Source organism: Streptobacillus notomytis, from assembly GCF_001902585.1.
GTDB lineage: Bacteria > Fusobacteriota > Fusobacteriia > Fusobacteriales > Leptotrichiaceae > Streptobacillus > Streptobacillus notomytis.
Map to the genome: position 1 here is coordinate 39,177 of NZ_LKKV01000081.1, position 21,645 is coordinate 60,821.

The following is a 21,645-nucleotide window of genomic DNA, read 5'->3' on the forward strand; positions in this document are numbered from 1 at the left end:
TTATGGCTCTTAATTTTGAATATAAAGGTATAAATTTTGATTTAAATAAAAATATTATAGATAATACTTTATACGTTTTTTCAAATTTTAATGATAAGTTTAAAATAGAAGATAATGATAAAGATATATTTACGACTAAAAAATATATAACCGAATCTGAGTTTTGGGAAAAAGTTATTCTTACTGAAAAAATAATTCTTAAAGAAGAAAAAGAGGTTGTATATTTTTTTAATACTTTAAATTATGAACTTAAAAAGAAGTTACAAATTAATAATTATTTTGATTGCATAGATATTGCGTATAGATATTATTCTTTTATGAAAGAATATATAGAATATGATGTGGATTTAAGTAAAATAAAAATACAAGATTGGCAAAAAAATATTATTGATATATATTTAGATATAAATGATTTAATGTTAAAAAAATCAGAAAAAGAAGATAAAATACCTAGATATTTACTGTATAAATATTCATATATTAATAAAAATTATCTTAATTCTTTTAAGAATATAGTTTTTGTTAATAAGTTTTTATATAGCACATTTGAAAAGAAAATATTAGAAAAAATAGATAATTTATTTATATATCTTTTTGTTAATAAAAATGATTATGATGAAGAAAAAAATATATTAAAAAATATTACATTACCTAGTTTAAAAGATAAGAATATTAAAATAGTAGAGTGTAATGATAAATATACTCAGATTTTAAGTATTATTGATAATGCAGAATTTGATACTTTTTATGATATGGAAGAAAAGAAAATAGATGAAATTAAACCAGAAAATGTGTATATAAATCAAAATGAAATTTTTAATACTTTTGATTTTTCATTTAATAAAACAGTGGCATACGATATAATATTAAAATTATATAGAGCTATTTATAATGAAGTTAATGGTAGATATTTAATATCAGATGTATATAATCTATATTCTATAAAAGAATTTAGAAAAGAATTTTATATACCAGAAAGTGATATAGATATACTATTTAAAGAGTCAAAGTATGGAAATATATATATTGATAGTAAAAAGTTAAAAAGTTTAATCTTATTAGATGAAATGAGGGGTTATAAAAGTAAAGAAGAGTATCTAGATAATCTAACAAAGATTGGAAATATTAGATCTGATAAAGAATATATGTTTAATACGAGATTTAAATATTTTGAAGCTTTGAGTGAAGTAAATGTATTAAATTTTTCTTTTTTGACTAATTTTTCAAGTGAATATTTGATGTTATTTATAAAATATTTAGATAGAAAAATTTTGAATATAAGTTTAAATGATACAAAAATAAAAATATTAGATATTAAAAAATTAAGTACAGTAATTAAAAAAGATTTTGCTTTAATTAATGTTCAAGGTAATATTTCTATTAAAGATAGAAATATATTTTCTAAGATGCAAAGTAGTGAATTAGGATTACCTATATCTGATAATTTAATATATGAGAAACTTTATAATATATATAGAAATATAGTAACTGCAAATAATGTATATATAAGCTATATTAAAAATGAAGATGAAAATATTTCTGAAATGCCATTTTTAACTGAATTAATATTTAATAATGATATAAAGGTTGAAAAAAAAGAAATAAGTATGAGTGAAAAATCTAATATACTAAATCAATTACTAAATAAAAGTAATATAAAAAAAGTTGATAATGATATTTATCTAACATATGATGATGTGATGTATAAGAAGGATTTAGTTTCTGATTTTAATAATGTATCAGTTACTAATTTGCTTGCTCTTATTGACTCAGAAATAGAATATTATCTTTCAAGTAAAATAAAAGATAGTGATATATATAATGAGGATATAAAGGCAGTTGAAGTTGGAAATATTACACATAAGATAATGGAATTAATAATAAATAAAATAGGTAAAAATATTATGGGTATTAAAGAAGATATGTTACTCCAATATATAAATGAGGCTATAAGCATTGTAATTAAGGATAAAGATAGTAATATTTTAGAAAAGTATAAAAATTATTTCTATATTACATACTTAAGTGATCTACCTACTACTATAATAGATTTTTTTAGGAAGTTAAAAAAAGTTTTAGTTCATGAAAAGATAGTAAATGTTTTTAGTGAAAAAGTTGTAGGATTTGATATAGAAGTAGAAGGTAGATTAATTAATATTAATGGAAAGACAGATTTAATTATTGAAACAGATGATAAATATATAATAATTGATTTTAAAACAGGTAAATTTAAAAAAGAAAAAATGAAGACTTATGCAAATCAAGTAACTATTTATTCATATATGGATGAGTTAATAAATAAGGAAAAAGTAGGATATATTAGCTTTATTCAAACATTTGATACTTTAAAACCAATAGATGTTGAAAAGGCAGAATTAAATAAAGATGTAATAAAAGAAATTTTAACTAGATTTATTACAGGAGATATTTTTGAATTCGGTAAAGAAAATAAATATTCTAATTTTAAGGAGGTAATTAAGTATGAAAAAATTGAAAACAGTAGTAAAAGCTAGTGCTGGTACAGGGAAAACATATAGATTATCTTTAGAATACATATATTTTCTTTTACTTGATATAGATTTTAGAAATATTTTAGTAATGACTTTTACAAAGAAAGCTACTTCTGAAATAAAGAATAGAATTTTTGAATTTCTTTTAATAATAATTTCTAAAGGTAAAAATTATGAAGAATTGATGAAGAATATAGAAAGTAATTTTGAATATAAGTTTAAAGATGGAGATATAGAAAAATTAATTGAGATATATAAGGATATGTTGATTAATAAAAATAGAGTTAGAATAGATACTATAGATGGATTTACTTCTAAGGTGTTTAATACTTGTATTTCTGAACCTATATTGGAAATGTATGATTATAATATATTAACAGAGGATACAGAAACAGAAAAAACTCTGTATACAGACTTTGTGGTTAATTTATTAAAAAATCCTGAATTTGATTTTAAGTTTAATGATAAAGATATCAAAGGGATAGTAAAAGAAATTAAAACAAACTTTTTATATAATAAAAATGAATTATTAAGTGTACAAAAACTTGAAGAGAAATATACTTTAGATGATGTTATAACTAAGGCTAAAAATTTATTCTTTAATGATTTAAAAATAGAATATAATGGTGAAGAAGCTAAAATGAAAGCGGATGCTATTAGAATACTAGATATTTTAGAAAAAATTAATTCAAGTAATATGGAAATGGAATATAAAAATTTAAAACCATTGTTAAATAAGATGTATACAATGAAAAATGTATTTGATAATAGATCGAAAAAAAAGGATGTAGTAAAATATTTATTTGAAAAAAATTATGAATTAAGTAAAAAAATACAAGATTTTCAGTTGATTAGATATAGCTATGAAAGTACTAAAAAAACAAATGAATTATTAAGAAATCATAAGATAGTATTTGATGAAGATTTTAGATTAAAAAAAGAAAATAAATTACTTGATTTTAATGATGTGACTTATTATACACTTAAATATATGTTTGATGAAAAATTAGGATTAGTGAAAAATGGAAAAGTTACGGATTATTTTTATGAATTAATGGATGGAAAAATAGAAGCATTAATGGTAGATGAATTTCAGGATACAAGTGTACTTCAATTTAAGTTTATTAAACTTATAATGGATGGTGCAAAAATTGTTACTTGTGTTGGAGATGAAAAACAGAGTATATATGAATGGCGTGGTGGATATAAGAAATTATTTGAAGACTTAGATAAAACTTTAGGAGAAGATACAATTATAAAAACTTTAAATACTTGTTACAGATCTGAAAAGAATATAATTTCTTTTGTAAATGATATATTTACAAAAATACCCAATTATAGATATGATGAGGTTAAATCGAGTAAAGAAGAAAAAAATGCTGGACAAGTTGAAACAATCTTAGTAGAAAAAAATAGTAAAGAAGAAGATTTAATAATAAATAAGATAGTAGAAAAAATTAAGGAAAATAAGGATTATACAAATACAGCTGTATTGTTAAGAGATAATAAAAAATTAGAAAAAATAGCTAGATATTTTGATGAAGAAAATATTAGATATTCTCTAGTTACTAAATCTAATATATTAGACGTTGCTTCTGTAAAGACTGCCCATAAATTAGTTAAATATTTAGTTACTAAAAATGAAATAAATAAATATGAGTTTTTAAGAAGTGGTATAAAAAAATATAGTTTAAATGAAATAAATGATGTAATTCAAGGTAAAATAGATGAAGATATTAAATATTTCCAAGATAATTTTGATAGACATAATTCATTTAATTCAAATTATTTTGATTTTGGTAAGGAATATCTAGAAAGATTTGGCTATAGTATAAATGATGATTCTAATGATATTTTAAATTTAAATATTTATTTTGAGAGAATGAAACAATTTTCAAATATATATGACTTTTATGAAAATATTGAAAAAAACAAGGTATTTAAAAAATCTATCATTGAAAAAGAAGGAATAATATTAAGTACTATTCATGCTTCTAAGGGTTTAGAATATAAGAATGTATATACTTATGATGATAGTTTTGATGATGTTAAGTTAGGTTTAAAAAAATATGTATTTTATGATGATGAATATAATATAAGTAAATTTAGAATGTGTGATTATAATATTTTAAATAAGATGATTAAAGAGATAAATGATGATAATAGTTTAAATGAATTTGAAAAAGATAGTTTAATTGATAATTTCAAACAATTTGAAAATTCATATGATGAGTACATTACTATTAATAAAAGTGATTCAGATGCTTATTTAAATCTTAATTATGTTGCATATACTAGAGCAAAAGAAAATTGCTATATTTTTTATGGGGTTCCAGGACCTTTAATTAGGGAAGAAAAAAAACTTGGAAATAGATACATATCTGATGTTGAAATTGAGAAAAGTAGTGTTATAGACTATTCTAAATATTTGAATTATTTTAGTCAAAGTGATTATGTTGAGGTTAATAATGAAAAATATAGTATTGAAAGAATTAACAAACAAAAAGAAGGAAGTGCAGTGCATTATTTCTTTGAAGTTTATGATGGAAATGTAGAAGTTGCAATAGATATAGTTAAAAAGAAATATGGAAATTTATTATCTGATTTAAGCTTTGATAGAGTACTTGATTTGATATATAAGAATATAAAAAAATATAGACATATATTAGAAAATAAAGATACAATACTTTACTCAGAATTTAAAATTTATGATAAAAAAGATAATGATAAAATGTATATTATAGATTTATTATCAATTAATAAAGAAAAGAAAAAAGTATATATTTATGATTTTAAAACAGGTAAAAATGTTGTTAATAATCTTAAATATATTGAACAATTAGAAAAATATAAGGAAATTTTATCAAGAGAAATTATTGATTATGAAATATTTACAGAAATACTTCCGCTTGATGAAGAATAAAAAAGCCTGTTTCCAGGCTTTTTGTTTTCTTAACCAAAATATTGTATAAAAAATGTTATAATACTAATATTGAAAAAATCTATAAATAATGCTCCTACTATAGGCACAACTAAGAATGCAAGTTTTGAATAACCAAATTCTTCGTTTATAGATTTCATATTTGCTAATCCATTAGGTGTAGCACCCATACCAAACCCCATATGTCCTGCTGAAATAACTGCAGCATCGAAGTTTCCACCCATAATATTAAATGTAATATATCTTATAAATAAATATATAGTAATAACTTGAGCTAATAACAGTATAGATAGTGGTCCAGCTAGATCAAATAATTGCCATAATTTTAGTGATATTAGAGCCACAGATAAGAATAAGCTAAGCGATATACCCTCTAGTGTTTGTATTTCTTTTAAAGGAATTTCTTTATATAGTACATCAAATAAATTTCTAATTATTGAGGCTACAAACATAGGGCCTATATAAACTGGTATTTCTAAACCTATTTTTTTAAACCAAATATTTAATATTGTTCCTACGCTCATTGATAAAAGTAAAATGAAAAAAGCTTTTGCAAATTTCTCTTCATCAAGTTCATGTATCTCATTATCTTCTTCTACTATGTCATTTACTTCATCATGAGATTTAAGATTATACTTTTGTATCAATCTTTTAGCAAGTGGAGGGCCTATTAATGAACCAATAACAGTACCAAAAGTAGCAGAAGCAATTGCTATAGTTTTTAATTCATCTATTTTTATACTTTCAGATATTGCAATAGAAGTTCCGTGTCCACCTGTCATAGGAGTTGATCCAGTCATTAATGCTATTAATGGATTAATGTTTAAAAATTTACCTACTATTAATGCTACTCCATTTTGGAAAAATATTAATAAAACTGCAACAAATAGGAAGTATATAAGTTTAACTCCACCTTTTGTAAGTAATTTGAAACTAGCATTAAATCCAATACTAGTGAAAAACATTATCATAAAAAAGTTTTGTAATGTAGTGTCAAAATTAAATTCAACAATTTTTAAATATCTTAAAATTAACGATATTCCTGAAAATATTATTCCTCCAATAATGGGATTGGGGATACAATATTTTTGTAATAGGATTACTCTTTTTTTTAATTTTATACCTAAAATTAAAAATATTACGGCAATACCTATTGTTTGTATCATATCAAGTTCAATTATATATCTCATAAATACCTCCAAATAAATACTATGATACAATATTAATGTAAAAAAATCAATTATATTATATTTAAATTGAAAATATTATCAATTGACAGTTATTATTAAATATGATATTATACTATATACGCATGTATTAGGTGGCTAATACCTAAAGCAGCGATTTTATAATTTCGGAGGTGAACAGATGTTTGCAGTAATTAAAACTGGAGGAAAACAATACAAAGTTGAAGTAGGTTCATTATTAAAAGTTGAAAAATTAGCCGTAGAAGTTGGAACTGAAGTTTCATTTGAAGAAGTATTAATGGTAGGAGATAAAGTTGGATCACCATTAGTTGAGGGAGCTAAAGTAGTAGCTGAAGTTAAAGAGCATGGTAAAGGTAAAAAAGTTATCAACTTTAAATATGATAAAAAAACATACTACAGAAAAAAAGGTCATAGACAACATTATACTTTAATTGAAGTTAAAGATATTAAAGGATAATTATGACATATATTGAATTTTCTGAAAAAGAAGATAAAATTGTATCCTATTTGATTAAAGGGCATACAGGAGCATATAACTATGGAGAAGATATAGTTTGTGCATCAATTTCTGCTACATCTATTATGACATTAAATGGATTAATAGAAGTGTTAAAAGTTAAGAAGTTGAATTATGAAATGAGAGATGGATATATTTTTTGTGATTTAAGAAATCTTGATGAAGAGGATTTGAATAAATCTCAGAGTTTACTTAAATCATTAGCTTTAATTCTTGAAAGCATTGCAAAAGATTATCCAAAAAATGTACAATTTAGAACTAGGAGGTATGAAAAATGATATTAAAGTTGAATTTACAATTATTCGCCTCAAAAAAAGGACAAGGATCTACTAAAAATGGAAGAGATTCTAACCCTAAATATTTAGGAGTAAAAAGATATGATGGTGAAGTTGTAAAAGCTGGAAATATAATTGTTAGACAAAGAGGAACTAAATTCCATCCAGGAAATAACATGGGATTAGGAAAAGATTATACTTTATTTGCATTAATTGAAGGTTACGTTAAATTTGAAACATTCAAAGGTAAAAAAAGAGTAAGTATTTATCCAGAGAAAAAAGTTAAATAATAAATAAGAAAAGCCTTTTTATATAAAAGGCTTTTTTTTAAAGGTGAATATATATGACTAAAAAAGATAGAGTGAAGAAAGTTCTTGAAGCATTAAGAGATAAGTTTAAAGATCCTAAAATAGCATTAAACTATAATAATGAATATCAGTTAATGATTGCTGTAATTTTGTCTGCTCAATGTACAGATAAAAGAGTAAATATTGTTACAGAAGAATTTTTTAAAGTTGTAGAAAAACCAGAAGACATGGAGAGACTATCTTTAGAAGAAGTAGAAAAATATATTAAATCTACAGGATTTTACAAAAATAAAGCTTTAAATTTAAAAGCTAATGCTAAAATGTTGTTAGAAAAGTATAATGGTGTATTACCAAGAACTATGGAAGAATTAATTGAACTTCCTGGTGTAGGTAGAAAAACAGCTAATGTACTTTTAGGAGATCTTTGGGGAATAAGAGAAGGAATAGTTGTAGATACACATGTTAGAAGATTATCTAATTTAATTGGTTTTGTTGATAATTATAATGTAGAAATCATTGAAAGAGAACTAATGAAGATAGTTCCTAAAAAATATTGGTATGAATATTCACATTTTTTAATTTTACATGGTAGAGATAAATGTATTGCCAGACGTCCTAAGTGTCATGAATGTGAAATTAAACATTTATGCAAGTATAATGAAAAAAATAAGGAAAAGGTATAGATATGAAAAAAATATTAATATTAATTTGCACATTTACTTTAAGTGCTTATGGTATGGAAATGGAAAAAGAAGAAAGAATACCTATAGTATATACAGCTTTAACTGATGGAACTGAAGTTATAGATATTAATTCTGAACTTATATCTCCCATTGCTTCTTTAACAAAAGTTATGAATGTAATAGTAGCAAAAGACGAGATATTAAAAGGTAGAGTTTCCTTAAATGATAAGGTAATATTTGATAAATATACTGCTTTTATAATAGGAGGTTCTATATCTACAAGGAATGGAGATAAGAGTTATTCTTTAGAGGATTTGTTAAAAGCACAGATAGTATTTTCTTCTAACAATGCTTCATATGCAACAGCAAAATATGTAGGTAGGGGAGATATAAATAATTTTATTAGTTTAATGAATAAAAAAGCAAGAGAAATAGGAATGTATAAAACATATTTTGCATCTCCAGCAGGACTTCCTCCAAGACTTAATAAAGGATTTGGAATGGATGTTTCAACAGCTAAAGATTTATATCTATTAACAAAATATGTAATTGAAAACACAGATATTTTAGATTATAGTAGTAAAAAAAGTATTACCTTTCCTAATAGTAAAGATCCACTTCGTGTATATTATAATAGAATTGGTTTATTAGGAGAATATGGAGTAGTTGGATTAAAAACAGGTTATCATGATGAATCAGGATATAATATAATAGTTGTGTCTAAAATTGGAGATTCAACAGTTATTTCGATTTCACTTAATTCTGAAACAGAAAAACAAAGGTATATTTTACAAAAAGAGATACTTTCAAAATTAAGTGAAAGATTAGAAAAAATAGTTGATAAAAATACAGCGTATTATTTATTTGATGTAAAAGATTATAAAAATAAAGTATTGGAAGGATATATAAAAGAAGATGTAAATCTTATTAACTTAGGGCAAAATTTTGTATATGACATAAAATTAAATGATATAAATGATAAAATAAATATTGATGATGAAATTGCCACTTTATATGTAAAAGTTGATGGAAAAATTATTGCAACTAAACCTATATTTGCTAAAAATGAAAATAGAAAATTAAATTGGTTTGAAAAAATTCTTAGATATATTAGTTTTGGACTATATTAAGGGAGTATTTATGTATAAAAATATTTTAATACTTGGGCTTAGTGGTTCAGGTAAAACAACTGCATTGAAATTTTTAGAAGATAATGGATATAATGTTAGTTTAAATTACCCAATTAACTATTTATTAGAAATAAAAGAGGATACAAAAAGTGCTGTAGGAATATATGTTAAATCTAATGAAGAACTTGAAGTATTAAAAACTGTAATTAAGTCAAATAAATTTAGTGTAATATTCTTAGAAGCTAGTAGTGAAGAACTTGTTAAGAGATATGAGTTATTTAGAAAAACTCATCAATTTTTAAAAAATTCAGATTTAAAAAATTCTATAAATGCTGAAAAAGAATTTTTATCAATATTAAAAACCTATAATATTAATAAAATAGATACTACAGGATTAACACCAAAGATGTTATGCGAGGTACTAGAAAATACTTATTTATTAAAGAAAAAGATATTAATTTCTTCTTTTGGATATAAATATGGTATTCCCCAAGATGCTAATTATGTTTTTGATGTTAGATTTTTAGATAATCCATACTATTTAGAAAAATTAAAGTATAAGACAGGTAATGATAAAGAAGTAGCAGATTATGTCATGTCTTTTGATGAAAGTTTAGAATTATTTCAAAAAATATATGATTTTTTTGAATTTGTATTACCCATATATCTTAAAAATACAAAAAATAGTATACATATTGCCATTGGTTGTACAGGTGGTAAGCATAGATCTGTTACTTTAGTTAATAAATTATATGATAAATTAAAAAATACCTATGAGGTATATAAATTGCATAGGGAGATAAAATAATGTTTGATATAAAAAACATTCCAACAAATCCTGGTGTATATATTATGAAAGATATTAAAGATAAGGTAATATATGTAGGAAAGGCTAAAAATCTTAAAAATAGAGTTAGTTCATATTTTAAAAATCCTAAATCATCTATGAAAACTTTTGAACTTGTGAAACATATTAATGATATAGAATTTTTTTTATGTAATAGTGAGTTAGAAGCTTTAATTTTAGAAAATAATTTGATAAAAAAATACTTGCCTAAGTATAATATTTTATTAAAAGATAATAAGACTTATCCATATCTAAAAATAACAAATGAAAAAATTCCTCAAATAAGTGTGGTTAGAAGTAGAAAACATTTAGAAGAAAGTACGGAAGCTTATTATTTTGGTCCATATCCATTTAATATGAAAGAAATGATAAAGTTATTGCTTTATGCATTTGATATGCAATATTTTAATATAGATATGTATAATAAAAAAATTATAGGAAATAATTTAAGATACAATAATTTAAATAGAAACCTATATTTTGAAAATTTTGAAGATGAAAACAAATATATTGAAAATTCAAAAGCTATGATAAATTTTCTTAAAAATAAGGAAATGAGTATTATAGATAAATTACATAATCAAATGATAGAATGTTCTGATAATCTAGAATATGAAAAGGCTTTAGTTATTAGAAATAGAATAGAAAAATTAAATGCTTTAATAAAGACGCAATTAATAGAACATAGTCAAGAAGTTGATGAAGATGTATTTGTATTAACTAATATTGGTAATAATATATTTATTTGTATATTAAATATTAGAGATGGTAAAATTATTGGTAAAAATAATATTAGGGTTGATAATAAATATGAAGAGCAGGATATATTTGAAAGATTATTTTTATCATATTATGATAATAAGAAAATGCCTAAAAACATTATCATAGAAAATAAATATAAAAGTAAAATTGAAATGTTTGAAAAATATTTTTCTTCTGAAAAAAATAAAGTTGTTAAAATACATGCCCCAATAATAAAAAGTAGAAGATTAAGTTTACTTGAATTAGGTAAAAAGAATTTAAATTATTATCTTGATGAATATATGAGAACTGAAAGAGCTATATCTAAAGGTTTAATTGATTTAAAGAATGTTTTAAATCTTAAAAAATTACCTAAAGTTATAGAATGTTTTGATATATCTAATATACAAGGTAAAGATGCTGTTTCGGCTATGAGTGTTACAGTTAATGGTAAGGCAGATAATAAGAGATACAGACATTTTAGGATTACTGTAAAAGACACTCCTGATGATTTTATGATGATGAGGGAAACTCTTACAAGAAGATATTCAAAACTTGAAATTGATGAGTTACCTGATGTAATTTTAATTGATGGGGGTAAAGGGCAATTAGGAGTTGCAGTAGAAGTATTAAAAGAATTAGAAAAATTTGATTTTGTAGATATAATTAGCATTGCGAAAAAAGAAGAGTTGATTTTTAAAGCAGAAGAGAGCGAACCTTACAGATTTGATAAAAATGATGAGGCTTTAAAAATATTAATTAGAACTAGAGATGAAGTTCATAGATTTGGGATAACTTACCATAGAAAGTTAAGATCAAAAAGAAATATAAAATCAATTTTAGATGAAATAAGGGGAATAGGTCCAAAGAGAAAGAAGGAATTAATATTAAAATTTGGAAGTGTTAAAAATATTTTAGAAGCAAGTGAAAAAGAACTTTTAGATATACTTCCACTAAATGTGGTGCAGGAGATAAAAAAAATTTAGAAGTTTTTGCATTTTGATATTTTATGTTGTATAATATAACGGTATGTAAAAAACAAATAGGAGGAAGCAATGAGTAATTATATTTTGGAAATGCATAATATAAGGAAAGAGTTCTTCGGTGGTAAAATCATAGCAAATGATGATATTACACTTAAGATACAAACTGGAGAAATTCATGCTATCGTCGGTGAAAATGGAGCTGGAAAATCAACATTAATGAAAATTTTAAATGGATTATATGATCCAACATCAGGTAAAATTTTTTATAAGGGAAACGAAGTTACTATAGATACACCAACTGAAGCTGCAAGACTTGGAATAGGAATGGTTTATCAGCATTTTATGTTAGTTGAAACATTAACTGTTGCTGAAAATATGGTTTTAGGATTTGAACCAGCAAAAAACAAGGTATTTTTTGATTTAGAAACAGCAAGAAAAAAAGTTATAGAAGTTTCTGAAAAATATGGTTTAAATATAGATCCAGATGCAAAAGTAGGAGATTTATCTGTTGGGATACAACAAAGAATAGAAATTTTAAAAATTTTATTTAAAGGTGCAGAATTATTAATTTTTGACGAACCTAGTGCTGTTTTAACTCCACAAGAAGTTATAGAATTATATGGAATTATGCGTAACTTAATTAAAGAAGGAAAAACAATAATATTTATTACGCATAAATTACAAGAAGTATTAGATTTATCAGATAATATTACAGTTATACGTCGTGGAAAAGATGTGGGAAATTTAAAAACTAGTGATGCGACAAAAAAAGTAATAGCAAATATGATGGTAGGAAGAGAAGTTTTATTTGATATTAAAAAAGAGGAAGTTAAAATTGGTGAACCTTTAGTTAAAGTAGAAAATATTGTTGCTTTAAATGATCTAGGTTCAAAAAAGGTAAAAGGTATATCTTTTGAAATCAGAGAAGGTGAAGTACTTGGTATAGCAGGAGTTGAAGGTAATGGTCAAACTGAGCTTATAGAAGTATTAGCTGGACTTAGAAAAGCACAAGAAGGTTCATATACTATTGATGGGGTAGAATTACTTAATAGTAGTCCTAGAAGTATTAGGTTATCTGGACTTTCACATGTACCTGAAGATAGACATAAAAGAGCTACTATAGATGAGTTTACAGTAAATGAAAATTTAATCTTAGGAGATATGGATAAATACGTAAATAAAGGTATAATAAACTTTAATAAAGTTCTTAAAAATACTAAGCAAATGATAGAAAAATATGATATAAGACCAGTTGATGGAACTGTAATATATGGTGGATTATCTGGTGGAAATCAGCAAAAAGTTGTTATAGCTAGAGAATTAGAAAAAGAAAATAAATTTATTATAGCATCTCAACCTACAAGAGGAGTAGACATAGGTGCTATAGAAATGATACACAATACTATATTACATGAAAGAACTAAGGGTAAAGCTATACTTGTTGTATCGGCTGAACTTACAGAAGTTATGACATTAAGTGATAGGATAGCTGTTATGTATTCTGGTAAAATAGTTGGGTTGTTAGATAGAAAAGATGCAACTATGGAAAAATTAGGAATATTAATGGCAGGAGGTAAATTAGATGAGTAAATTCAAAAAAACGTTTTATAATATTTTACCATCATTATTAGCTGTAATGATAGCGTTATTTGCTGGAGCTTTAATAATGATGTCAAGAGGAGTTAATCCTATTGAAGCTTATGCTGCAATGTTTAAAAGTTCTCTTTATCAATCATCTCCTAAGTTTCCATTTAATGGTCTTGCTAAAACATTAGTTTTTGCTACGCCACTAATGTTTTCAGCTATAGCTGTAATGATAGCTTTTAAAGCAGGATTATTTAACATAGGAGTACAAGGTCAGTTAGTAGCTGGAGGATTAGGAGCAGTAATTTCAGGGACATTTATTACTAAATATTTAGATAGTTTTGGTATTTTAAATATATTAATATGTTTATTCTTTGCTGCATTATTTGGGTTTTTATGGGCATCTCTTGCTGGATTTTTAAAATCAAGATATAACATACATGAAGTAATTAGTACTATAATGTTAAACTATGTTATGATTAATTTACAAAGATATTTAATAAATCCATCAAATGGACCTTTAAAAGATCCAACTACAAATAATAATATTACTGAAAAAGTATTTGAAGCATCAAGATTACCATTGTTCTTCTATGAGCAAACTAAGCAAAATTTAAATCTTGGATTTGTTATAATATTAGTATTAATTATAGTTTCATATTTCTTCTTTGAAAAAACAAGATTAGGATATGAGATTAAAGCAGTAGGATTTAATCCAACTTCTTCTGAAAATGCAGGTATTAATCCTAAATTGGTAGCATTTATAGCTATGGGTCTTGCAGGAGCTGTTGCAGGACTTGGTGGAGCTGAAAGAGTTTTAGGTGGTGCTGCTGAATATAGATATACAGATTTTATTATGGGTGATTATGGATTTACTGGTCTTGCTATAGCATTATTAGGTAAAAATAATCCTATAGGAATATTCTTTGCAGCTATATTTTATGCTTCACTTGAAATTGGTGGACAAACTTTACAAAGACAATTTAATATAGATAAAGAAATAGTATTTATTATTCAAGCATTGATAATTATATTAGTTGCTGCTGAGAACTTATTTAAGTATCTTTTAAATAGGAGAAAGGGGAAATAAATGGAAGCACTAAAAATAATATTAATACAAACAATTAAGGTTGCTCCTCCAGTTTTAATTACTGCAGTTGGAGCTTGTCTATCAGAGTTATCTGGAGTTACAAATATTGGACTTGAAGGTATGATGTTAACAGGTGCATTTACTGCAGCAGTAGTAAATTATTTCACAGGAAATCCATATTTAGGGATAATATGTGGTATGACAGTTGGAGCTTTAATGTCATTAATTCATGCTGTTATAAGTATACATTTAAAAGGTGAGCAAATTATAAGTGGGGTTGCTATTAACTTATTTGCAGTTGCTGTAACTTCATATTTGGTTAAAGTAATCTTTAAAGCTTCTGGATCTACTCCAGCAGCGTCTACTCATCCTAATAACTTTTTAGTAATTTGTTTAATTTATATCTTAGCGATATCTTCATATTTTTTAGTATATAAAACTATATTTGGATTAAGATTAAGAGCGGTTGGGGAACACCCATTAGCAGCTGATACAGTTGGTATTAACGTATATAAATATAGATATATAGGAGTTTTACTTTCGGGTGTATATGCAGGATTAGGGGGAGCATATATGACTACAGTAATACTTTCAAACTTTACAAATAATATGTCAGCTGGTCGTGGATTTATGGCATTAGCTGCAATGATATTTGGTAGATGGAATCCATTAGGTGCAATACTTGCCAGTATATTATTTGCATTCGGGCAAGCTGTTTCAGACTTTACAAAAGCAAGTGGTGGAAGTGTACCACAAGAGTTTTTAGCTATGATACCATATCTTTTAACTTTAATAGCTTTAGTAATGTTTGGACGTAAATCAAGAGCACCTAAAGCAAGTGGAAAACCTTACGAAAAATAGGAAATATTACAAAGATTTTCTTTTGAAAATTTTAAAATGTTAGTATTGCTTTTTAAATAAAAAAAGGGTATAATCAGATATAACAAATATTTAGGAGGAATTTTAAATGAAAAGATTATTTGGAATTTTTACAGTTTTATTAACTTTCATTTTTGTTCTATCATGTGGAGCAAAAACTGAAAAATCTTCTGCAGATCAACCAGTTAAAAAAATAGCTATTGTTTATTCAACAGGTGGAAAAGGAGACAAATCATTTAATGATTCATCATTTAGAGGAATGCAAAAAGCTAAGGCAGAGTTAGGTATAGAATTTTCAGAATACGAACCTAAAGATCCGTCAGTAGAAGCTAAAAACCAATTAACTGAATATGCTCAAACAGGAGAATATGAATTAATAATTGGTGTAGGATACACTATGAAAGAATCAGTAGAAGCAGTTGCTGCTGAATATCCTGATCAAAAATTTGCTTTAATAGATGATGTTATTGAAGGGAAAGACAACGTTGCTTCATTAATGTTTAGAGAACAAGAAGGAGCATTCTTAACAGGTGCTTTAGCAGCTATGATGACAAAAACTAATGTTTTAGGATTTGTAGGAGCAGTAGAAGCTCCAGTTATTCATAGATTTGCTACAGGATTCATTCAAGGAGCAAGACACGTTAATCCAAGTATAACAATATTATCAGCTTATGTAAATGGATCTAATCCTTTCAATGATCCAGTTGCTGGAAAACAATTAGCAGAAAGCTTAATAGCTCAAAACACTGATATAGTTATGCATGCAGCAGGAGCTACTGGAGCAGGAGTATTTAAAGCAGCACAAGAAAAAGGTGTATACGCTATAGGAGTTGACTCTAATCAAGATGCTGAAGCTCCTGGAATAATTTTAACTTCAATGGTTAAAAACGTTGATGTAGCAGTATTCAAAACTATTAAAGCTGTTCTTGAAGGAAACTTCAAACCAGGTGTTCAATACTTTGGTATAGCTGAAGATGGAGTTGGAATTACTGAATTAGAATTCACTAAAGATGTAATTGGACAAGAAATAATAGATAGATTAGCAGCTTTAAATAATGAAATTAAAGAAGGTAAAATTAAAGTTGCTGAAAATGGTCCTTTAAAATAAGGATAGATAAAATCAGGACTCAAGTCCTGATTTTTTTTCAAATAATGCATATTGACAAATTAATAAAATAAAGGTAAAATTATGTAGAAATAATAAAATAAATATTATTAATATACTTAGTTGCAATAAATTCAACCTAAGAGAAAAAAACAGGAATTTTTTCCTGTTTTTTTGTCCCAAAATTGATATACATGTAAATTAAGCGTATAATTTTAATTTATGAAAGGAAATGTTATGAGAATTGTTGATATTATTCAAAATAAAAGAGATGGTTTTGAATTAAGTACTGACGAAATAAAATTCATATTAAATGAATACATGCAAGAAAAAGTTCCTGAATATCAGATTGCATCATTTTTAATGGCAACATATTTTCAAGGAATGTCAGATAGAGAATTAGTTGATTTTACAATGGCTATGAGAGATTCTGGAGATGTTATTAAATTTCCAAAAATTGATAAATTTTTAGTTGATAAACATAGTACAGGTGGAGTAGGGGATAAAGTAACTGTTGTACTTGCACCAATACTTGCATCATTAGGTATGGCTACAGCTAAATTATCAGGAAAAGGATTAGGACATACTGGAGGAACTATAGATAAATTTGAATCTATAGAAGGTTTTAATTTTTCAAATACTAAAGAAGAATTATCTGAAATTGCTATGAAAACTGGAATAGGTTTAATGGGATCTAGTGATAAAATAGTTCCACTTGATAAAAAAATATATGCATTAAGAGATGTTACCGCTACTGTACCTTCAATACCGTTAATTGCAAGTAGTATAATGAGTAAGAAATTAGCTATACAAAATGATGTAATTATATTAGATGTTAAAGTTGGTGACGGTGCATTTATGAAAACAATCGAAATTGCAAGAGAACTTGCAAAAAGGATGGTTGCAATAGGTAAAGGTACTGATAGACAAGTTAAGGTAGTTTTATCTAATATGGATGAACCTCTGGGACATAACATTGGTAATGCATTAGAAATAATTGAAGGAATAGAAGCTTTAAAAGGAAATGTCTCTTCTGATTTAAAAGAAGTAGTATATACAATAGTTTCTCTTGCGTTAAAAGCTAAAGGAGATATTAAAGATATATCAGAAGGAAAAGAAATTATTGATAATATCATTAAAACTGGTAAGCCATTAGAATTATTCGCTAAATTTATTAAAGAAAGTGGAGGAAATCCAGAAATAATAAATGATTATAAATTACTTCCTACGGCTAAAAATTGTTTAGAAGTTAAATCAATATCTTCTGGAATAGTAACTAAAATAAAGACAGAAGAAATAGGTAAGGCAGCTATGGTTATAGGTGCAGGAAGAGAAACTAAAGAATCTATTATAGATCATGCTGTTGGAATTAGTATACTTAAAAAAGTAGGAGATAAAGTAGAAGAAGGGGAAGTAATTGCCAAAATTTATTATAACGATGAAAGTAAAGTAAATGTTTCAAAAGAGATGATACTTGAATCATATGTTATTGGAAATGAAAAATTAGAAGAAATAACACCAATATTAGATATTATAGAATAAAAATAGGAGGAATAATTATGTTAAATGTTGCAAAATATATTGATCATACAGTATTAAAAGCTACAACTAAATCATGCGAAATTAAAAAACTTTGTGAGGAAGCGAAAGAATATGGATTTTATTCTGTTTGTGTAAATGGGTGCTATGTTAAAGAAGCAAAAGAATTATTAGAAGGTAGCGAAGTTAAAATTGCAGCAGTAGTTGGATTCCCATTAGGAGCAATGACTAAAGCCGCTAAAGTTTTTGAAGCTAAAGAAGCTATTTCAAATGGAGCAAGTGAAATAGATATGGTAATTAATATTGGTAAATTACTAGAAGGAGATGCTAAATACGTAGAAGATGAAATTCGTTCTATTAAAGAAGCTATAGGAGATAATGTATTAAAAGTAATAATTGAAACTTGTTACCTAAATGATGAACAAAAAATTTTAGCTTGTGAATTATCATTAAACGCTAAGGCAGATTTTGTTAAAACATCAACTGGATTTGGGACAGGAGGTGCTACATTCGAGGATGTAATTTTAATGAAAAAAGTTGTAGGTGACAGAGCCGAAGTTAAAGCAAGTGGAGGAGTTAAGAGCTTAGAAACTGCTGAAAAATATATTGAAATAGGAGCTACACGTTTAGGTACAAGTTCAGGAATTGAAATTTTAACAGGAGCTAAAGTAGATCCAACAAAATATTAACATGAGGAGTGATGGTACCATGTCAACAGCACACATAGAAGCTAAAAAAGGAGATATAGCAGAAACTATATTATTACCTGGAGATCCATTAAGAGCAAAATATATAGCTGAAACATTTTTAGAAGATGTAGTTAAATATAATGATGTAAGAGGAATGCTTGGATTTACTGGGATATATAAGGGAAAGAGAATATCTGTACAAGGAACTGGTATGGGAGTGCCTTCAATAGGAATATATGTACACGAATTAATAAATGAATTTGGAGTAAAAAATTTAATAAGAATCGGAACAGCTGGATCAACTAATGAAGATGTAAAAATTAGAGATGTAATTGTAGCTTTAGCAGCTTCTACAGATTCAGCGATTAATAAATTAAGATTTAAAGGAGCAGATTATGCACCTACTGTAAGTGCTAATTTATTATTTAAAGTATATGAAGTAGCTAAAGCAAAAGATATGAATTTAAAAGCTGGAAATGTTTTAACTAGTGATACTTTCTATTATGATGATGTAGATGAATGGAGAAAATGGGCTGAATTTGGTGTTTTATGTGTTGAAATGGAAACAGCTCAATTATATACTATAGCGGCTAAATTTAATGTAAATGCTTTAACTTTATTAACTATAAGCGATTCATTAATTACAGGAGAAAAAACTACAGCTGAAGAAAGACATAAAACTTTTAATGATATGATTACTTTAGCTTTAGATTCTGCAATTACATTTTAAGGAGTGATAATGAACAGGTATACTGAACAAGAAATTAAAGGATATATTGAAAAAGCTAATAATTTATTGGATAAATCTTACAGCCCTTATTCTAAATATAAGGTGGCATCTATTATGATAGATAGCGATGGAAATTTACATGAAGGTGTAAATGTTGAAAATGCATCTTATGGATTGACTGTATGTGCAGAAAGAAATGCTATAGCTTCAGCAGTTACTAAAGGAATGAAAAAAATTGATTTAATAGTAATTACTGGAGATGTAGAAAAACCAATTAGTCCTTGTGGAATGTGTAGACAGGTTATTAGAGAGTTTTCTAAAAAAGATACATTAATTGTACTTGCCTCATTAAGATCAAGTAAATATATTTTATGGACAGTTGAAGAAATGATACCTTATTCTTTTGGTCCAGAAGATTTAGATAAATAAAAATGCCTTAGGGCATTTTTTTAATACTTGATTTTATTAGGTTTGATATGTTAGAATAAGAGAAATAGCTAAAGAGAGGTAAAAATAGTGAAAGACTGGGAAGCAGGAATAGTAAAAAAGATCATTACAGAAGAACAATTAAAAGCAAGAATAGAAGAATTAGGTGAACAAATTACTAATGATTATAAAGATGATGATGCAGAGTTTATTGTTGTTGGTATATTAAAAGGTTCAATACTATTTATGGCAGATTTAATTAGAAAAATAAAATTACCTTTAAAGATAGATTTTATGGAAGTTTCTAGCTATGGAGATAATTTTGAAACTACTAAAGATGTTAAAATTATTAAAGATTTAGATTATTCAGTAAGAGGTAAAAATGTGTTAATAGTTGAAGATATTATAGATTCAGGATTAACTTTAAAGAAAGTTTTACAACTTATCGGAAAAAGAGGACCTAAAAATGTAATTTTATGTACTTTACTTGATAAGGTAACAAAAAGAGAAGTAGATATTGATATACAATATACAGGATTTGAAATACCTAATGAATTTGTTTTAGGTTATGGGTTAGATTTTATACAAGAATATAGAAATATTCCGTATATTGGAGTAATGGATTTAGAAAAATATGAAAAAGAAAAGAAATAGTGAAGAACATAAGCATAAGAAAAAATTTGGACAAAATTTTTTAGATGATAAAATATTGTTAGAAAAAATAAAAGAAGTAACTAATATTAATGTTAATGATAATATTATTGAAATTGGTCCAGGTATAGGTTTTCTAACATCAATGATACTAGAAAGTGGTGCTAAATTAAAGTCTTTTGAAATAGATAATGATCTAATACCGATTTTAAATAAAAAGTTTGGAAGTTATGAAAATTTTGAATTAATACATGTTGATTTTCTTTTATATAATCTTGAAAATATTATGGAAGAAGGTAAAGAATATAGGGTTATAGCTAATATTCCATATTATATTACTGCTCCAATAGTAAATAGGCTTTTAGAATTTAAAAATAATATTAAAGATATATATCTAATGGTTCAAAAAGAAGTTGGTGAAAGACTTAATTTTGAAAAAAACACAAGTAATAGGGGAGTATTTACTCATGTTGTAGGCTTTCATTCTAAAGTAGAGTATTTATTTACTGTAGAAAAAGAATTTTTTGATCCAGTTCCTAAGGTTGATTCAGCTTTTATTAGAATAAATATTGATAAAGAAGAGAAATATTCTAAATTAATTTCTTTTGAAAAATATTTAAAGTATGTTAAGGCTAGTTTTGTGTCTAAAAGAAAAAGTATTTCTAATAATTTAAAAGCTGTTGGTATATCAAAAGATATTACAGAAAAAGCATTGGAAATTATGGGTAAAAGTAAAAATAGTAGAGCTGAGGAACTATCAATAGAAGATTTTATAATTTTAATTAATATTATAGAAAAGGAATAAA

The 21,645-nt window shown here is 25.3% G+C and carries 20 protein-coding genes; 19 read left to right on the plus strand and 1 reads right to left on the minus strand.

Annotated features, from left to right (window positions below; genetic code table 11):
- Positions 1 to 2: 2 nt before the first annotated feature.
- Together BUE91_RS03560 and BUE91_RS03565 are read left to right on the plus strand one after the other, a co-directional pair.
- Complete coding sequence (locus tag BUE91_RS03560; RefSeq protein ID WP_073507979.1) at positions 3 to 2,513, plus strand: PD-(D/E)XK nuclease family protein; 2,511 nt, start codon at positions 3 to 5, stop codon at positions 2,511 to 2,513.
- Entirely contained in the window at positions 2,482 to 5,433 is a 2,952-nt protein-coding gene (locus BUE91_RS03565) for a UvrD-helicase domain-containing protein (protein ID WP_073507980.1), read from the plus strand. Before BUE91_RS03560 ends, BUE91_RS03565 begins: the two co-directional genes overlap by 32 nt.
- A 29-nt stretch (positions 5,434 to 5,462) precedes the next feature.
- Here the strand turns inward: BUE91_RS03565 and gltS are convergent, their stop codons facing one another.
- Positions 5,463 to 6,641, minus strand: coding sequence for a sodium/glutamate symporter (gltS, locus tag BUE91_RS03570; protein WP_073507981.1), 1,179 nt, complete (start codon positions 6,639 to 6,641; stop codon positions 5,463 to 5,465).
- 178 nt (positions 6,642 to 6,819) lie between these two features.
- Between gltS and rplU the strand changes: the two genes are divergently transcribed.
- The 17 genes from rplU (at position 6,820) to rsmA (ending at position 21,644) form a co-directional block, all read left to right on the plus strand.
- The gene (gene rplU, locus BUE91_RS03575) at positions 6,820 to 7,116 is read left to right on the plus strand and encodes a 50S ribosomal protein L21 (RefSeq protein ID WP_073507982.1); all 297 of its coding nucleotides are present in this window, start codon (positions 6,820 to 6,822) and stop codon (positions 7,114 to 7,116) included.
- Positions 7,117 to 7,118: 2 nt separating this feature from the next.
- Entirely contained in the window at positions 7,119 to 7,454 is a 336-nt protein-coding gene (locus tag BUE91_RS03580) for a ribosomal-processing cysteine protease Prp (protein ID WP_073507983.1), read from the plus strand.
- Positions 7,451 to 7,741 (plus strand): 50S ribosomal protein L27, encoded by a 291-nt coding sequence (gene rpmA, locus BUE91_RS03585; RefSeq protein ID WP_066901497.1) that lies wholly within the window; start codon positions 7,451 to 7,453, stop codon positions 7,739 to 7,741. The genes BUE91_RS03580 and rpmA overlap by 4 nt, the downstream gene beginning before the upstream one ends.
- A 53-nt stretch (positions 7,742 to 7,794) precedes the next feature.
- A complete protein-coding gene (gene nth, locus BUE91_RS03590) occupies positions 7,795 to 8,442 on the plus strand; it encodes an endonuclease III (RefSeq protein ID WP_073507984.1) in 648 nt (215 codons plus the stop codon).
- A gap of 2 nt (positions 8,443 to 8,444) precedes the next feature.
- The gene (locus BUE91_RS03595) at positions 8,445 to 9,572 is read left to right on the plus strand and encodes a D-alanyl-D-alanine carboxypeptidase family protein (RefSeq protein ID WP_073507985.1); all 1,128 of its coding nucleotides are present in this window, start codon (positions 8,445 to 8,447) and stop codon (positions 9,570 to 9,572) included.
- Positions 9,573 to 9,582: 10 nt separating this feature from the next.
- Positions 9,583 to 10,380 carry an RNase adapter RapZ gene (gene rapZ, locus BUE91_RS03600; protein ID WP_073508012.1) on the plus strand — a complete coding sequence of 266 codons (798 nt, stop codon included), beginning with the start codon at positions 9,583 to 9,585 and terminating at the stop codon, positions 10,378 to 10,380.
- Positions 10,380 to 12,146, plus strand: a complete 1,767-nt coding sequence (gene uvrC / locus BUE91_RS03605) for an excinuclease ABC subunit UvrC (RefSeq protein WP_073507986.1) — start codon at positions 10,380 to 10,382, stop codon at positions 12,144 to 12,146. The genes rapZ and uvrC overlap by 1 nt, the downstream gene beginning before the upstream one ends.
- Positions 12,147 to 12,215: 69 nt before the next feature.
- Entirely contained in the window at positions 12,216 to 13,736 is a 1,521-nt protein-coding gene (locus BUE91_RS03610; RefSeq protein WP_066901506.1) for an ABC transporter ATP-binding protein, read from the plus strand.
- Positions 13,729 to 14,820 carry an ABC transporter permease gene (locus BUE91_RS03615; protein ID WP_066901508.1) on the plus strand — a complete coding sequence of 364 codons (1,092 nt, stop codon included), beginning with the start codon at positions 13,729 to 13,731 and terminating at the stop codon, positions 14,818 to 14,820. Before BUE91_RS03610 ends, BUE91_RS03615 begins: the two co-directional genes overlap by 8 nt.
- Positions 14,821 to 15,681 (plus strand): ABC transporter permease, encoded by an 861-nt coding sequence (locus tag BUE91_RS03620; protein WP_066901510.1) that lies wholly within the window; start codon positions 14,821 to 14,823, stop codon positions 15,679 to 15,681.
- A gap of 106 nt (positions 15,682 to 15,787) precedes the next feature.
- Complete coding sequence (locus tag BUE91_RS03625) at positions 15,788 to 16,807, plus strand: BMP family lipoprotein (RefSeq protein ID WP_073507987.1); 1,020 nt, start codon at positions 15,788 to 15,790, stop codon at positions 16,805 to 16,807.
- Between the two features lie 234 nt (positions 16,808 to 17,041).
- On the plus strand, positions 17,042 to 18,346 hold the full coding sequence (locus BUE91_RS03630; protein WP_066901514.1) for a thymidine phosphorylase: 1,305 nt from the start codon (positions 17,042 to 17,044) through the stop codon (positions 18,344 to 18,346).
- Positions 18,347 to 18,363: 17 nt separating this feature from the next.
- Positions 18,364 to 19,032 (plus strand): deoxyribose-phosphate aldolase, encoded by a 669-nt coding sequence (deoC, locus tag BUE91_RS03635; protein ID WP_073507988.1) that lies wholly within the window; start codon positions 18,364 to 18,366, stop codon positions 19,030 to 19,032.
- A gap of 19 nt (positions 19,033 to 19,051) precedes the next feature.
- Complete coding sequence (gene deoD / locus BUE91_RS03640) at positions 19,052 to 19,762, plus strand: purine-nucleoside phosphorylase (protein WP_073507989.1); 711 nt, start codon at positions 19,052 to 19,054, stop codon at positions 19,760 to 19,762.
- A gap of 9 nt (positions 19,763 to 19,771) precedes the next feature.
- Entirely contained in the window at positions 19,772 to 20,191 is a 420-nt protein-coding gene (gene cdd / locus BUE91_RS03645) for a cytidine deaminase (RefSeq protein ID WP_073507990.1), read from the plus strand.
- Positions 20,192 to 20,275: 84 nt separating this feature from the next.
- A complete protein-coding gene (gene hpt / locus BUE91_RS03650; RefSeq protein ID WP_066901522.1) occupies positions 20,276 to 20,842 on the plus strand; it encodes a hypoxanthine phosphoribosyltransferase in 567 nt (188 codons plus the stop codon).
- The gene (gene rsmA, locus BUE91_RS03655; RefSeq protein ID WP_073507991.1) at positions 20,823 to 21,644 is read left to right on the plus strand and encodes a 16S rRNA (adenine(1518)-N(6)/adenine(1519)-N(6))-dimethyltransferase RsmA; all 822 of its coding nucleotides are present in this window, start codon (positions 20,823 to 20,825) and stop codon (positions 21,642 to 21,644) included. Before hpt ends, rsmA begins: the two co-directional genes overlap by 20 nt.
- The last annotated feature ends 1 nt before the right edge of the window (position 21,645 follow it).